Source organism: Pantoea sp. Morm (genome assembly GCF_016643525.1).
GTDB classification, from domain to species: domain Bacteria; phylum Pseudomonadota; class Gammaproteobacteria; order Enterobacterales; family Enterobacteriaceae; genus Pantoea; species Pantoea dispersa.
Genome location: NZ_VOQX01000096.1, coordinates 1 through 15,398, shown reverse-complemented (window position 1 = coordinate 15,398; position 15,398 = coordinate 1). Strand labels below are relative to the sequence as shown.

Below are 15,398 nucleotides of genomic sequence, written 5' to 3'. Positions count from 1 at the left end.
CCCTCCAGCGTGACATCGGCGATGTCGCTGGAGAGCAGATGTTCCGGACGAATACCCAGCGACATGTTGCTGCCGACCTGGACGCCGGCGCTCTCCACCGGCAGCCATACAAGCTGATCGTTGGGCAAACGCACCTGCACCTGATCGATGGCGGTGGCGGTCACTTTGACGGGCAGAAAATTCATGCGCGGCGAGCCGATAAAACCGGCAACGAAGCGGTTAGCGGGATAGTGATAGAGTTCGAGCGGCTTACCGACCTGGGCGATGCGACCGGCGTCCAGCACCACGATCTTGTCGGCCAGCGTCATCGCTTCGATTTGATCGTGCGTAACGTAAATCATGGTGCGCTTCAGGCGTTTATGCAGGCGTGAGATTTCAATGCGCATCTGTACGCGCAGCGCGGCATCAAGATTGGACAATGGCTCGTCGAGCAGAAACACACGCGGTTCGGCCACCAGCGTACGCCCGATGGCCACGCGCTGCCGCTGTCCGCCTGACAGCGCTTTGGGTCGCCGTTCCAGCAGGTGCGCCAGCTGTAACACCTCCGCCACCTGATTGACGCGCTGCTGGATTTCAGCGCGCTTTACGCCAGCCAGCTTCAGGCCAAACGACATGTTTTCGGCCACCGAAAGGTGGGGATAAAGGGCGTAAGACTGAAACACCATGCCGATACCGCGCTCAGCGGGCGGAACATCGTTCATACGCTGACCGCCAATCAGCAGATCGCCGCGGGTGATGGTTTCCAGGCCGGCGATCATGCGCAGCAGCGTTGATTTGCCGCAGCCGGATGGACCGACGAACACTACAAATTCCCCTTCGCCGATCTCCAGATTGATGTCTTTTGATACCTCGGTATCGCCCCAGGCCTTGGTGACATGGTGTAACGCAACGCTCGCCATGATGCTTTCCTCTTCGCAGGCTCATGCTTGCCTGCAGCACCGCAGGCAGACTCCGGCGACCACTATGGGCAGGCGCAGACGGCGCAACATCCTCCACCGTGTGGGTTTTTACTGGGGGATGAGGCGGGAGGAGGAGTACGCGCACGCCAGCTGCGCCGGCGCGACGTTCACGGCAATTTTGTGAGCTGTCACGCAGAGCTGACGCGTCAATAGTGTGCGCCAGCGCGTATTAAGGCGCGATTTTGCAAGCGCGATCACGGCTTAGTGCCGTTGGGCGTAGAGCGCAGGAGGATGAGGAAATGGCATAACGCCGCACAATGATGCCACTGATGATTTCCGTTTCCGCTTACAGGATGGAGTTATGACAATGAAAACCGGCGCACGCGTTCTGGCCCTTTCCGCCCTTACGGCCGTACTGTTTTCGGCTTCGGCCGTGGCCAAAATTGAAGAAGGTAAACTGGTCATCTGGATCAACGGTGATAAGGGCTATAACGGCCTCGCCGAGGTAGGCAAAAAATTCGAGCAGGACACCGGTATCAGCGTGACGGTCGAACACCCGGACAAAATGGAAGAGAAATACCCGCAGGTTGCCGCCACGGGTGACGGTCCGGACATCATCTTCTGGGCGCACGATCGCTTTGGCGGCTATGCCCAGTCAGGGCTGCTGGCCGAAGTCACGCCGGATCAAAACTTCCAGCAAAAGCTGTTTCCGTTTACCTGGGATGCAGTGCGCTTCAACGGCAAGCTGATTGGCTATCCGGTGTCTGTGGAGTCGCTGTCGCTGATTTACAACAAAGATCTGCTGCCCACCCCACCGAAAAGCTGGGAAGAGATGGCGGCGCTGGATAAGCAGCTGCGCGCCAAAGGCAAGAGCGCCATCATGTTTAACCTGCAGGAACCCTATTTCACCTGGCCGCTGCTGGCCGCCGGTGGCGCCTATGCTTTCAAAAAGACCGATAGCGGCTATGACGTGAAAGATACCGGCGTCGACAATGCCGGCGCGAAAGCAGGCATGCAGTTCCTCGTCGATCAGGTGAAAGCCAAAATCCTTAATGCCGATACCGACTATTCGATTGCCGAAGCGGCCTTCAATAAAGGCCAAACCGCGATGACGATTAACGGTCCGTGGGCGTGGAGCAATATCGACAAAAGCGGCATCAACTACGGCGTCACGCTGTTGCCGACGCTGAACGGCAAGCCGACCAAAACTTTTGTCGGCGTACTGAGCGCGGGCATCAACGCGGCCAGTCCCAATAAGGAACTGGCCAAAGAGTTTCTGGAAAATTACCTGCTGACCGACGCCGGTCTCAACGCGGTTAACAAGGATAAGCCGCTGGGCGCGGTCACCCTGAAGTCATTCCAGCAAACGCTGGAGAAAGACGCGCGCATCGCCGCCACCATGAGCAATGCGCGTAATGGCGACATCATGCCTAACATCCCGCAGATGGCGGCCTTCTGGTATGCGATGCGCACCGCGACGCTGAATGCGCTGAGTGGTCGTCAAAACGTCGATGCGGCGCTGAAGGATGCGCAGGCGCGTCTCAATAAGTAATGCTGTTACGAAGCCGACAGCTGTCGGCTCGCCACTGGCTGTTAAGGAACACCGTATCATGTCAGGAATACCGCAAAAGAGACGGCACAGCCTGGTGCTGCGCAGCCTGCTGGTCGGGATCGGCTGTCTGCTGGTCGGCTACCTTCTGGTGCTGATGTATGCTCAGGGTGAATACCTGTTTGCGCTGGTCACGCTGGTAGTCAGCGCGGCAGGCCTGTGGATTTACACCAACCGGCGCGCCTATGCCTGGCGCTATGTGTATCCGGGACTGGCCGGCATGGCGCTGTTTGTGCTGTTTCCACTGGCCTGTACCGTCGCCATTGCCTTCACCAACTACAGCAGCACCAATCAGCTCAGTGAGGCGCGCGCGCAGCAGGTGCTGCTGAGTCGACAGTATCAGGCCGGGGACGCGATGAACTTCGCGCTCTATCCGCAGGGCGATCGCTGGCAGCTGGCGCTCAGCACGGGCGAAAACAGCTTCCTGTCTGTGCCGTTTACGCTGGGTGGGGAACAGCAGCTCAGCCTCACGCCAGCCGCGCTGCCCGCCACCGCGCGCGCCAGCTTAAAAATCATCACCCAAAACCGTCAGGCGCTGGGTCAGTTAACTGCCCGGCTGCCGGACGGTCGCGAGCTGGTGATGAGTTCGCTACGCCAGTTTTCCGGCACGCGGCCGCTGTATGTGCTGGACGCACCGGGACAGCTGAGAAATCAGCAAAACGGCGCTCGCTATCAGGCTAACCGGGACACGGGGTTCTATCAGCAGATCAATGCAGATGGCAGCTGGGCCAGCGAACAGCTCAGCCCTGGCTTTACCGTTAGCGCGGGCTGGAAAAACTTTGCCCGCGTGTTCACCGATGAAGGCATTCAGAAACCGTTCCTGGCAATATTTGGCTGGACGCTGCTGTTTTCGCTGTTGACCGTGCTGCTGACGGTCGCGGTGGGCATGGTGCTGGCGTGTCTGGTGCAGTGGGAAGCGCTGCGGGGCAAGGCCATCTATCGTGTGATGCTGATTCTTCCCTACGCGGTACCGGCATTCATTTCGATACTGATTTTCAAGGGGCTGTTTAACCAGAGTTTTGGCGAAATCAACGTCATGCTCAATGCGCTGTTGGGCTTTAAGCCAGCGTGGTTCAGCGATCCGACGCTGGCGCGCGCCATGCTGGTGATCGTCAATACCTGGCTGGGTTATCCCTACATGATGATCCTGTGCATGGGCTTGCTCAAGGCGATCCCGGACGATCTGTATGAAGCGTCCGCGATGGATGGTGCCGGGCCGCTGCAGAATTTCTTTTTGATTACGCTGCCGCTGCTGCTGAAACCGTTACTGCCGCTGATGATCGCCAGCTTTGCTTTTAACTTCAATAACTTCGTGCTGGTGCAGCTGCTGACCAATGGTGGCCCGGATCGACTCGGCACCACCACGCCGGCGGGTTATACCGATTTGCTGGTCAACTACACCTGGCGTATCGCCTTTGAGGGCGGCGGCGGTCAGGACTTCGGCCTGGCGGCAGCCATCGCCACGCTGATCTTCCTGCTGGTCGGTGCGCTGGCGGTGATTAACCTGAAAGCGCTACGCATGAAGTTTGATTAAGGAGGCGTTATGGCCATGGTACAACCGAAATCGCAGAAGCTGCGTCTGCTGCTGACGCATCTGCTGCTGCTGCTGTTTATCGCGGCAATCCTGTTCCCGCTGCTGATGGTGATTGCCATCTCGCTGCGCAGCGGCAATTTCGCCACCGGCAGTCTGATCCCGGAACAGATTTCCTGGGAACACTGGCGGCTGGCGCTCGGGTTCAGCGTTACCCATGCCGATGGTCGCGTGACGCCGCCGCCCTTCCCGGTGCTGCTGTGGCTGTGGAATTCGGTGAAGATCGCCGCCATTAGTGCACTGGGGATTGTGGCGCTCTCGACCACCTGCGCCTACGCGTTTGCCCGCATGCGCTTCGCCGGTCGCGCCAGTTTGCTAAAGGGCATGCTGATTTTTCAGATGTTCCCGGCGGTGCTGTCGCTGGTGGCGCTCTACGCGCTGTTTGACCGGCTGGGGCAATATCTGCCGTTTCTCGGCCTCAATACCCACGGCGGCGTGATTTTCGCCTATCTGGGCGGCATCGCGCTGCACGTCTGGACCATTAAGGGCTATTTCGAAACCATTGATGGTTCGCTGGAGGAAGCGGCGGCGCTGGATGGTGCCACGCCGTGGCAGGCGTTTCGTCTGGTATTGCTGCCGCTTTCGGTGCCAATCCTCGCGGTGGTGTTTATCCTGGCGTTTATCGCTGCGGTCACCGAAGTACCGGTCGCCTCGCTGCTGCTGCGCGACGTCAACAGCTATACCCTCGCGGTCGGGATGCAGCAGTATCTTAATCCGCAGAACTATCTGTGGGGCGATTTTGCCGCGGCGGCCGTGCTGTCCGCCATCCCCATCACGCTGGTGTTTTTACTGGCACAGCGCTGGCTGGTGAGCGGACTGACGGCGGGCGGCGTGAAAGGTTAAAAATTCATCAGTACCACTGCTTCCTCGACGGCAACCACCTGTTGAGGTTTTGGCGGCCAATGGCCGCCGTTTTTATTGCAGGCATAAAAAAAGTGGGGCACCGTGGCCCCACTTTGTTGGTTTACTGCGCTGGGTTATTCCGGCAGTGCGTAAACCACCACCTGATCGCCCACCTGATCCTTCAGGATGGTGTTACCACCGGCGACAAAGGCAACATACTGCCGGCCTTTGTATTCATACACCGAGGGGTTGGCAACCGCGGGCGCTTCGACCTGATCGGACCACAGCTCTTCGCCGCTATCCAGTGAATAGGCGCGTACTTTGGCATCCATTGAGGCACCGATAAAGATCACGCCGCCGGCGGTGACTGCCGGACCGCCAATGGTTGGCGAGCCCCAGCTTTCCGGCATGAAGAAGCCGTACTGCTGCGACGCGCCGACCGGACGACGCCATTTCACATCACCGGTGTGCATATCCAGCGCCACGATCTCGCCAAACGGCGGCTGCCAGCACGGCATGCCGAGCCAGTTATTCGCCACCATCAGGCGCAGGCCGTAAGGCGCACCTTCCTGCGGGGCGAAACCACTCTCGTTGCCCGAGCCGTTGTCGGCCTTGTCGTAATCGGCGCGGCTGTACAACTTCACGTATTGCACGATGTGAGAGGTATTCACGATGGCGATCTGCTTTTGCGGATCGAACGCCACGCCGCCCCACTGCACGCCGCCCGCGCTGTCCGGATAGGTCAGTGCGCCTTCGCCTTTGGTGGTCGGCGGCGTGTACATGCCGTCATAGCTCAGTTTATCCCACAGGCGTGAGCACTGACCGGCACCAACAATATCGGCCAGTTTCCAGATCGCCGGTTTTTTGGACTGATCCAGCAGCGGTGCCGGTTTGGTCGGGAATGGCTGGGTTGGCGACAGTTTCTCGCCCTGCACTGAACCATCGCCCTGCGGCACCGGACGCTCCTCAATCGGCCAGACATCTTCACCGGTCAGGCGATTGACCACAAACAGGAAACCCTGCTTGGTGGCCTGAATCAGCGCCGGAATCTGCTTGCCGTTCACGGTAATGTCCATCAGCGTCGGTGCTGAGTTGATGTCGTAATCCCACACATCATGATGCACCCACTGTCGCGACCACACCACTTTGCCGGTACTCACATCCAGCGCAGTCGTGGAGGTGCCGAGCGGAATTGGATCGACGCGGTTGCCGCCCCAGTAGTTTGGCGAAGGTGATGACACTGGCAGATAAACCAGGCCATGCGCTTCGTCGGCCGACATGTGGGTCCAGACGTTAGCCGTACCGGTGCGCGGGCGAATGCTGGCCGGGATGGCGTCAAAAGTCCATTCACGTGCCCCGGTCTGCGCGTTGATTGAAAACACCGTGCCCGGCGGCGCTTCTGCGTAAGCCCAGTCTTTGCCCGCCCAGCCAACGATCAGGTGATCACCCACCACCGTCGGCGGCTGGAGCAGGGACAGCGGGAATTTAGCGTTAACCGTATTCCACTGGTTGACGTTGAGCACGCCTTTATCTGCAAAGTTTTCGCACGGCTTGCCGGAATCGGCATCCAGTGCGTACAGCTTGCCGTCAACGGTGCCCATATAAACGATTTTCTGGCAGGCCTGACCCGCCTGCGGATTTTTCGCCTGCCAGTAAGAGACGCCACGATTTTTCAGTACCGGCTGGGTCAGCGCCTGACGTGGCGATTTAGTATCGTAGTGCCACTTCTCCTTGCCGGTGCCCGGATCCAGCGCAATCAGCCGATCAAATGGCGTGCCGATGTACAGCGTATCGTTGGCAAAAATTGGCGTGGCGGACCAGACGGTCGCCGGCGTGTCGCCCTTGCCATCCGAAACGTCACCGGTGTGAAACTCCCAGATTTTTTTCAGCTTGCTGACGTTGTCGGCGGTGATTTGTTTCAGCGGGCTGTATTTCTGCGCGTTGAGCTGGCCGTGAAAACTGTCCCACGTCGCCGTGGAGGGCACCAGCGGCGTTGCCGGCTGGCTGGCAGAGGCCACTTTCTCGCCGTCGCGCTTGCCGCTGGAGACATCATCAGTGGCGTGCGTGGTGCCGGGCGCCTGCTGATCGGCCGCATCCACGTTGAGTTTCTCCTGCGTACCCATCGACGCCTCAGCGGCTTTATCCTCGGCGCGTAGCGTGGCAGGTGCCATCAGCAGCGCCAGGGCGGTCATGCCGACTTTGAGCAGCGGAATGTATTTTTCATTATGCACGGTTAGCTCCTTGTGCAGTGGCGTGGCGAACGCGATGCGCCGGATTGCGCGCCAGCATAATCAGACCAATCAGGCCGATGATCATCGCCAGCGTAATGATCCCCTGATGCAGCAGCGCGGCAGCAAAACCGATCGCGCATAGCAGCAGCAGCGTGATGACGATCAGGAAAATGCGCCCGGCACGGCCGGTTGCCGCGCGCAGCAGGAAGGTCAGCACCGCCAGCACGACGCTGGCAATAGCGACGCCCAGCGCGCCAATGGTGCCGGTGACACCGGTGAGTGGCGTGAGCCAGGCATACAGCGCGACGGCAAAGCCGATGAGTGCCGCCAGCAGCAACAATAAACTGCCCAAACGGGAGGATTGAGATTGCAACATACCAGGAAGTCCCTTAAGGATGAAAGCACGGAAAACAGCGTGTACTGATGAGTCAATGCGGCTGTTGTTCGCGCGGGCTAATCAAATTAACGCCAGCGCAGCGTGAAAAGCAGCGGCATATATCACTTCGCGTTGCTGAGTATAGACGATGATATTCAGGCTGCCCGCCGGATTAGAGGCAGAGAATGAATCCGGTATAAATGGGGGATTTATGACCGCCGCCGGGTGTTTTACAGGATTATTTAGCGAGGCCAGCGAGTCAGGCAGGGAAGTTAATTACAAACGCTCAGTCCGCAGGATATTTAAACCCTGCGGACTGAGTAAGAGACCAATAAGGCGTTACGCGTTAGCCCTGCAGTTCTTTCCGCACAATTTCTGCGCCGGCACTTAATGCCTGCAGCTTACCGTAAGCCACATGACGCGACAGCGGCGTCATGCCACAGTTGGTGCTTGGATAGAGTTTATCGGCATCTACAAACTGCAGCGCTTTACGCAGCGTGGCAGCCACTTCTTCCGGTGTTTCGATGGTGTTGGTGGCGACATCAATCGCGCCAACCATGACTTTTTTACCACGAATCAGTTCAATCAAATCCATCGGAACGCGTGAGTTCTGACACTCCAGCGAAACGATATCGATACCGGAACTCTGCAGTTTAGGGAAGATCTCCTCATACTGGCGCCACTCGGTACCCAGCGTTTTCTTCCAGTCGGTGTTGGCTTTGATGCCGTAGCCGTAGCAAATATGCACTGCGGTCTCACATTTAAGTCCTTCGATAGCGCGTTCTAAGGCGGCAATGCCCCAGTCATTCACCTCGTCGAAAAAGACGTTAAAGGCGGGTTCGTCAAACTGAATAATATCAACGCCAGCGGCTTCTAATTCGCGCGCTTCCTGGTTGAGAATTTTAGCGAATTCCCACGCCAGCTTCTCACGGCTTTTATAGTGATCATCATACAGCGTGTCGATCATGGTCATCGGGCCAGGCAACGCCCATTTAATTGGACGCTGCGTCAGCTGACGCAGGTATTTGGCATCATCGACAAAGACTGGTTTCTGCCGGCTCACTTCGCCCACCACGCCGGGTACGCTGGCATCATAACGATTACGGATACGCACCGTTTTGCGGTTTTCAAAGTCAACGCCGTTAAGGTGTTCGATAAAGGTGGTGACGAAGTGCTGGCGCGTTTGCTCGCCGTCGCTGACGATATCAATACCGGCCTGCTGCTGGTCGTCCAGACATAAACGCAGCGCATCCTGTTTGCCCTGAATCAGCTCATCGCCCTGCAATTTCCAAGGCGACCATAATGTCTCTGGCTGTGCCAGCCAGGAAGGTTTCGGTAAGCTGCCAGCCGTTGACGTCGGTAATAATGTTTTCATTAATCAATAACCTTATTTATTCGTTAATCAAAGAGCGAAATGATCAGACCACTGTTTCAGAATGCTGTGGTAAGGCTTAATAAACTGCTCTTCGGTAAATTTACCCTGCTCAATCGCCAGGCGGGTACGCTCTTCGCGATCGTAAACAATTTTGGTCAGCGAGTGATCCTGATGATACAGGTCTGGCTGATATTCAATGCCCGCCGGTGAGTTCGCATTGTAAATCTCCGGGCGGTAAATCTTCTGGAAGGTTTCCATGGTACTGATGGTGCTGATCAGCTCCAGGTTACTGTAATCACTGAGCAAATCACCGGCGAAGTAGAAGGCGAACGGCGCCACGCTGTTGGCCGGCATGAAATAGCGCGCCCTGAGTCCCATTTTGGCGAAATAGAGATCGGTCAATGAAGATTCATTTTGCTGATACTCAATGCCCAGCACCGGATGCTGGTTACCGGTACGACGGTAAATATTTTTGCTGGAGACGCTGAGGCAAATGACCGGCGCTTTGCGGAAGTTGGCTTTATACGTCTCTGAGTTGACAAAATGGCGGAAAATATTGCCGTGCAGCACGCCGAAGTCATCTGGAATACTGAAACCGGTACGGCCTTTATTATGCTCGGACAGCAAAACGCTGAAATCATAATCACGCACGTATGAAGAGAAGTTATTGCCGGTGATCCCTTCAATGCGCTCACTGGTTTTTTTATCAACGATGTTGGTCTTCAGGATTTCAATCGCCGGAAAGCTTTTGCCCTCGCCGCCTGCACCCAGATTCATTTCCACAGAAATGATATCCAGTTCAACCGCATAGCGATCGCCTTTCGGGTTGTCCCAGTTCGCCAGCGAATTGAAACGGTTATTCATCATGATCAGCGCATTGCGCAGATTCTCTTCACGATTGCTGCCGCGCGCCAGGTTGGCAAAATTGGTGGTAATGCGCGTATCTTTGGAGGGATTGTAATTCTCATCGAAGCGCGTGCTTTTTATACTAAAGGTAAAATCATTTTTCATCGCGAGCGGGCATCCTGATTTCTGCTTGCAACCTGACGCTGTTCTCTCCTTTACCGGAGTTCTCAAAACGTTTACAGGTTTGCAAATTCAGCAGTGGTCATATTGTCGAAAATATTTAACATGACCTTAGTTATGCCAGAGTCCCTGCGTGAGGAAAAGTGATTAAATTTCAAAGCAAGATGAGCTAACTTCATGTTGCCTGCACCAGGCTCGCGCTGAGGGTAAGTAAGCAAAGGTTGGGCAAAAAACCTGCAAAATCAGGCGCTAATCTGCGCTATCACACTGCCCATCCTTAGCCTGACAGCTGACGGCGCGATTGTCAGGTGAAAAAACTTCACCATCACCGTTTTCCATCCCCTTTACCGCTGTCTATCCAGATTTTCAGCGGTTAGAATAGCTGACTTCATATAATTGGCATTATATGAAGTCAGGATCCGCAGGATCATCACCTTTGGTTAACATGATGCAGTGTGTTTGCGCCACGCCGTGCATAAAAAACCGGCACTGCTACGTTAAATCTGGCGGATGATGACCCTGCAACATGCACAGAATTCACGTAGCGACGTCATAAATTAATGAGTAAAACGGACACCCTGCCCGGGATTACCGCCAGCCCGGCCCTGATGCACAGTGCTGATGAGGATATTGCTGAACGCCTGAGAGAATTTGTCAGTGATAAAGAAGCGTTTTCTGATAACACGTGGCGACAGTTGCTGAGCGTTATGCGGATCGGCAGCCGCTGGGCGACTGAATATGGCCGGCAATTTTTACCGATGGATCCTGCCGATCTGCGTGATTACCTGCTGTGGCTTCAGGCATCGGGACGCGCCTCTTCGACAATCGCAACTCATGCTGCACTGATTTCCATGTTACACCGTAACGCCGGACTGGTGCCGCCGAATGTTTCGCCGCTGGTGTTCCGCGCGGTGAAAAAAATCAATCGCAGCGCGGTGATAGCCGGTGAACGTGCCGGTCAGGCCATCCCCTTTCGCATTCGCGATTTGCTTACGCTGGACCAACGCTGGGCGGGCTCTGACCGCCTGCAACAGCAGCGCGATCTGGCATTTTTGCATGTGGCTTACGCCACGCTGTTGCGCATCAGTGAACTGAGCCGCCTGCGGGTGCGTGACATTTCGCGCTCGGCCGATGGCCGTATCATTCTCGATGTCGCCTGGACCAAAACCATTGTGATGACCGGAGGACTAATTAAGGCTCTCGGCGATCTCTCATCACAACGGCTGACCGAGTGGCTGGTGGCATCCGGGCTGATCGCTGAACCCGACGCGTTCATTTTTGGCCCGGTGCACCGCGCCAACCAGGCGCAGATTGTCTGCGATAAACCGCTCTCGACCCGCGCGCTGGAGGATATTTTCGTCCGTGCGTGGCGTGAAGCGGGACCGGGCACCGGCTTGCAACCCAATAAGAATCGCTATCGCGGCTGGTCGGGACATAGCACCCGGGTCGGTGCCGCCATTGATATGGCCAGCAATAAGTACAGCACCGCGCAGATCATGCAGGAAGGCACCTGGAAGAAGCCGGAAACGGTGATGCGCTATATTCGCCACGTTGATGCCCATGCCGGGGCGATGATCGACCTGATGCAACAACATCTGTGAATTAATATCTGTAAGCCCTGGCGCTGGGAAATGCTGGCAGTGTGCTAAGTGGTGCTATCAGGTGCGCCCCAGACACCGGGACTGAAAGTGGTTATGAACGCAGTTATTGGGGGCTGACGCTCGGTGGAACGAAAACTCATGTTAAGCAATGTTTTCTTCCTCTGACGCCTCTTTTAATGGCCGCAGATGTCCTTTTGTCACCAGTTCTGCCTGTATGAAGGAATAATGGCCGAGCATATTGATATGCCCGTTGCAAAGCGGTGAGATGCGTGCGATATTTTCATCATTCAGCATTTCCCCCTGTGCCCGGAGATGATCCAGGGCTGCCTGCATATAAATAATATTCCCTAACACGACGGAGTTAGTGACCAGTCCCAGTGCGCCCAATTGATCTTCCTGTCCGTCGGTATATCGCTTTCTTATCTCACCTTTCTGACCGTGATCCAGTTGATAAAAGAGTTCGACGCCCGGGGTGTATCCATTCGGTTTATTGACGACGGTATCAGTACCGATGCGGAAATGAGTAAAATGGTTATCACTATTCTTTCAGCTGTAACCCTGGCCGAGCGCAAGAGAATCCTTGAGCGTACAATTGAAGGGAGGCAATAGGCGAAGCTAAAAGGTATTAAATTCGGCCGCAAGCGCACTTTAGAAAGGCACGCCGTTATGGAACTTCATCAGAGAGGTATGGGTGCAACTAATATCTCTCATCAGCTCAGTATTGCACGCTCTATAGTCTATAAAATTCTCGAAGATCAAAAGCGCTTATGATGCTTTCTGTTTATCATTAAAATGATTGGTTTAAAACATCAAACTCGTCTTTAAGGCATTGAGCTATCGTAAAATGAAAATTTAAACAAGGTAATTAGTCTATAGATTTGAAAAAATTGATTATTTATAAGAAGAAACTTATCCCCGGTGACGAACGGGCTAAAACAGCACAATCCTCAGGCACTCCTCAACCGTTACATGTCCGACCAGATATGACCATCATCATTTTAGATGATTGAATTTAAAATTTTAATCTTAAAATATCGTCAAAAGCCCCTTTCTTCTTCAAAAAAATTGTACAAAGGAAATATTCAGTTACATACATTTACTAAAAACGAGTTTAGGTTAGCATTACATTACACAAGACAAGAGCGTTCCTCTTATCGCTTTTGATGTATGTTCAGGGATTACGAAACTGGGTTCTGAATCATTCAAGGGTGTGAACGGAGTTAAAAGTAATGAAACATGGACAGTTGAGAACTTTTTTTAGAAGTGGTCCTTTCGTAATTACTTCATTAGCTATGTTTTTTTTAATATTTAATTCTTCGTCATGTGTGGCGTATGAGGAGATAGACCTCCCCGATGCCAGCGTTCTTTCTGACCCCCCCGATATCTATATTAAGGGGAGCGTTATTTATTATAATGGAAAAATCACAGGCACATCTTATTCTGAATTCCTAAGGCTTGCTAGAAATTCCCCAATCAATACGATATCTATAAATAGCATTGGCGGTGATATCAGGAACGCTTTAGCGATAGGTGATTATATATATAAAAATGGAATCAGTGTTGATGTGCGCAGCGTTTGCGCCTCTGCCTGTGCTAACTATATTTTTCCAGCCGGAAAGAAAAAACATCTGGGTAACGATTCGTACCTTCTATGGCATGGTGGTATCAACGGCCCTGAGAGAGAAATTGCAATATCTGGAAACATAACAAAGAGTGAATTTTTCTCGCTCCGGGAAATTAAAAAGTTACAAAAAGATGATATTGAGTTTTACAGAAAAATTGGTGTGGACAATAAGCTATCTTTTTGTCCTCAGTTAAAATCTGATTATAGATATAAGTTCCCTGAGAAATGGTTTTCATACACTCCGGCAGACATGAAAAAGTTTGGCATAACAAACATACACTATGCCAATTCATCTTCTCAATGGGTTGTTTCAATGAGAAAAAAGCACGTTATATTCGCAAGCTACTGTAATTAGGAGAAATAATAATGCGTGAACTTTCTTTGAATGAAATGAATGTAGTCGCAGGTGGGTTTTCAATTGGCAGCTGCTCTATTGGTGGTTCTTTCTCCACGTCTAAAGATGGACATGGTGGCTCAACTACCTCGGCTAGCTTTCACGCGGGCTGTGGATTAAACGCACCAGATACCGGGTCCTCTGCATCCGGGAATAATAAAGGGAACGGTGGTAAATCCAGCAACAAGGGGAAAAGTGGTCAGATGGGTGGTGGTAAAAACCGCTGATTACAGAGAATCTGCTCTCCAGGCGGCCATTATGGCCGCCTTATTATGACAACTACTGGCTTTTATTTCTTCAGGATACTCATGGACTCCCTCTATCGTGCAGCGGCGCTCAGTCACCGGTCACGACTCTGGAATGGTCGGGCATTGCTGGCCCGCGGCCTTCCCGCTTGGGTGCATCTTGCCCTCACCGCGCTCTTTTTTATCGTGCTTGCACTGTTTCTCTGCATCGGCAGCTATACCCGTCGGGTGACCGTTAGCGGGGAGCTGGCCTCCCTGCCCGGCCCAGTCCGGGTCACCGCCCCCGGACAGGGGTTTATTATCAGCCGTCTGGTCAGTGCAGGTGACAAGGTAAAAAAAGGGCAGCCTCTTTATGAAATTGACGTCAGCCATACGACGCGATCCGGCGTGGTCAGCCTTCAGCAGCGGCAGAATACGCAGGCCCAGATAAAAAGCGTTGAGAGCATCATTAATCACCTGCGTGAAAACAAACGCGTCACGCTGGAAACCCTGGAGCAACAGAAAGCCAGTTATGCGGCGGCGCTGTCGCACTCGGCTGACGTACTGAACCAGGCCGAAGAGGGGCTGAAGGAAATGAAGCAGAATATGGACAGCTATCGCCGCTATCAGCGCGCGGGCCTCATCAACCGGGACCAGCTCTCCCAGCAGGCCGCTCTTTACTATCAGCAGCAGAACGACCTGCTGACGCTGAGCGCTCTGCAGCTGCTGGCTCTGACGGGCGACATCCGCACGCGCGCCGCTGATTTTGATAACGATATTTTTCGCATGGAGATGCAGCGCAGCGACCTGGTTCGCCAGGAAACCCTGGACGACGCGGCGGGAACGCTGGTCGTGACTTCGCCGGTGGACGGGCGGGTAGATATCGCCGGCCTGACATCTGGACAGTCGGTCAGCGTCGGCGACGCCCTGGCACAGGTTATTCCTTTCGCAACTCCCCGCTGGGAACTGGTCATGTGGGTGCCGGACAGCGCCGTGCCATTCATTAAGGCAGGCTCACCGGTCAACATACGGTATAACGCTTTTCCGGCAGAAAAGTTTGGTCAGTTTCCCGGACGGATCACGCAGATATCTTCAGCCCCGGCGACCCTACATGAAAGGGCATCCTGGTCCGGCGCGCCTGCCGTAAACGCCAGCACATCCGAGACCTGGTACCGACTGACCGTCACGCCTGATGTGACGCACTTTGTCTGGCAGGGACACCGCCTCCGGCCCGGAAACGGGCTGCGCGCGGAATGCACGCTGTTTCTAGAGAAACGAAAACTGTGGCAGTGGGTACTTGCGCCACTCTATGACATGCGGGACAGCACGCAGGAGGCGGTGAGTGAACAGTAACGGACCTGAAGGGCTATTACGCCGTCTCAATTTCTCACTGTACCGGCGTGCCCCCCTGATTCTGCAGACTGAAGCTGCCGAATGCGGGCTGGCCTGTATCGCGATGGTGGCAGGCTGGCACGGCCATCACGCAGATTTGTTTGCCCTGCGCAGCCGGGGTGGCATCTCGTCTCGCGGCGCCACGCTGAGCACTCTGTACACCATTGCCGGGGAGGTGGGACTGGCGGGCCGGGCTTTATCACTTGAGCTTGA

13 protein-coding genes and 2 pseudogenes are annotated in these 15,398 nt (G+C 54.6%); 9 read left to right on the top strand and 6 right to left on the bottom strand.

The genetic code is table 11. From position 1 onward, the window contains the following. Positions 1 to 899, bottom strand: an 899-nt coding sequence (gene malK / locus FT726_RS22650) for a maltose/maltodextrin ABC transporter ATP-binding protein MalK (protein WP_346303480.1), incomplete at its 3' end; no start/stop codon positions are given. Positions 900 to 1,260: 361 nt separating this feature from the next. On the opposite strand from malK, the gene malE reads away from it, so the two are divergent. Genes malE through malG form a run of 3 tightly spaced genes read left to right on the top strand, consistent with a single transcriptional unit; the run spans position 1,261 to position 4,942 of the window. Continuing rightward, the gene (gene malE / locus FT726_RS22645; protein ID WP_031280090.1) at positions 1,261 to 2,451 is read left to right on the top strand and encodes a maltose/maltodextrin ABC transporter substrate-binding protein MalE; all 1,191 of its coding nucleotides are present in this window, start codon (positions 1,261 to 1,263) and stop codon (positions 2,449 to 2,451) included. Positions 2,452 to 2,509: 58 nt separating this feature from the next. Further along, positions 2,510 to 4,042 (top strand): maltose ABC transporter permease MalF, encoded by a 1,533-nt coding sequence (gene malF / locus FT726_RS22640; RefSeq protein ID WP_346303479.1) that lies wholly within the window; start codon positions 2,510 to 2,512, stop codon positions 4,040 to 4,042. A gap of 9 nt (positions 4,043 to 4,051) precedes the next feature. Beyond that, positions 4,052 to 4,942, top strand: coding sequence for a maltose ABC transporter permease MalG (gene malG, locus FT726_RS22635; protein ID WP_058759158.1), 891 nt, complete (start codon positions 4,052 to 4,054; stop codon positions 4,940 to 4,942). 134 nt (positions 4,943 to 5,076) lie between these two features. Here malG and FT726_RS22630 read toward each other — a convergent pair whose 3' ends face one another. The 4 genes from FT726_RS22630 to FT726_RS22615 all read right to left on the bottom strand — a co-directional run bounded on the left by FT726_RS22630 (position 5,077) and on the right by FT726_RS22615 (position 9,935). Further along, the gene (locus tag FT726_RS22630) at positions 5,077 to 7,134 is read right to left on the bottom strand and encodes a pyrroloquinoline quinone-dependent dehydrogenase (protein WP_407075085.1); all 2,058 of its coding nucleotides are present in this window, start codon (positions 7,132 to 7,134) and stop codon (positions 5,077 to 5,079) included. Positions 7,135 to 7,165: 31 nt separating this feature from the next. Beyond that, positions 7,166 to 7,549, bottom strand: a complete 384-nt coding sequence (locus FT726_RS22625; RefSeq protein WP_150360275.1) for a hypothetical protein — start codon at positions 7,547 to 7,549, stop codon at positions 7,166 to 7,168. Between the two features lie 346 nt (positions 7,550 to 7,895). Next, positions 7,896 to 8,924, bottom strand: a complete 1,029-nt coding sequence (locus tag FT726_RS22620; RefSeq protein WP_021509410.1) for a methionine synthase — start codon at positions 8,922 to 8,924, stop codon at positions 7,896 to 7,898. A gap of 27 nt (positions 8,925 to 8,951) precedes the next feature. Continuing rightward, positions 8,952 to 9,935, bottom strand: a complete 984-nt coding sequence (locus tag FT726_RS22615) for a DUF1852 domain-containing protein (RefSeq protein WP_215481328.1) — start codon at positions 9,933 to 9,935, stop codon at positions 8,952 to 8,954. 575 nt (positions 9,936 to 10,510) lie between these two features. Here FT726_RS22615 and FT726_RS22610 point away from each other — a divergent pair. Next, the gene (locus FT726_RS22610; RefSeq protein ID WP_346303477.1) at positions 10,511 to 11,551 is read left to right on the top strand and encodes a tyrosine-type recombinase/integrase; all 1,041 of its coding nucleotides are present in this window, start codon (positions 10,511 to 10,513) and stop codon (positions 11,549 to 11,551) included. A gap of 141 nt (positions 11,552 to 11,692) precedes the next feature. On the opposite strand, the pseudogene FT726_RS22605 reads toward FT726_RS22610, so the two are convergent. Next, positions 11,693 to 11,992: pseudogene (locus FT726_RS22605) on the bottom strand (Tn3 family transposase); the annotation flags it as partial. Between FT726_RS22605 and FT726_RS22600 the strand changes: the two are divergent. The 5 genes and pseudogenes from FT726_RS22600 to FT726_RS22580 all read left to right on the top strand — a co-directional run. Then, positions 11,990 to 12,322, top strand: a pseudogene (locus FT726_RS22600) (recombinase family protein); the annotation flags it as partial. The pseudogenes FT726_RS22605 and FT726_RS22600 sit on opposite strands and share 3 nt — an antisense overlap. Positions 12,323 to 12,780: 458 nt before the next feature. Continuing rightward, the gene (locus FT726_RS22595) at positions 12,781 to 13,530 is read left to right on the top strand and encodes a hypothetical protein (protein WP_146068643.1); all 750 of its coding nucleotides are present in this window, start codon (positions 12,781 to 12,783) and stop codon (positions 13,528 to 13,530) included. 11 nt (positions 13,531 to 13,541) lie between these two features. Next, complete coding sequence (locus tag FT726_RS22590; protein ID WP_346303476.1) at positions 13,542 to 13,796, top strand: hypothetical protein; 255 nt, start codon at positions 13,542 to 13,544, stop codon at positions 13,794 to 13,796. Between the two features lie 81 nt (positions 13,797 to 13,877). Then, positions 13,878 to 15,146 carry an HlyD family secretion protein gene (locus FT726_RS22585; protein ID WP_104187323.1) on the top strand — a complete coding sequence of 423 codons (1,269 nt, stop codon included), beginning with the start codon at positions 13,878 to 13,880 and terminating at the stop codon, positions 15,144 to 15,146. Next, a partial coding sequence (locus FT726_RS22580) for a cysteine peptidase family C39 domain-containing protein (protein ID WP_346303475.1) occupies positions 15,136 to 15,398 on the top strand: 263 nt, incomplete at its 3' end. The genes FT726_RS22585 and FT726_RS22580, both read left to right, overlap by 11 nt.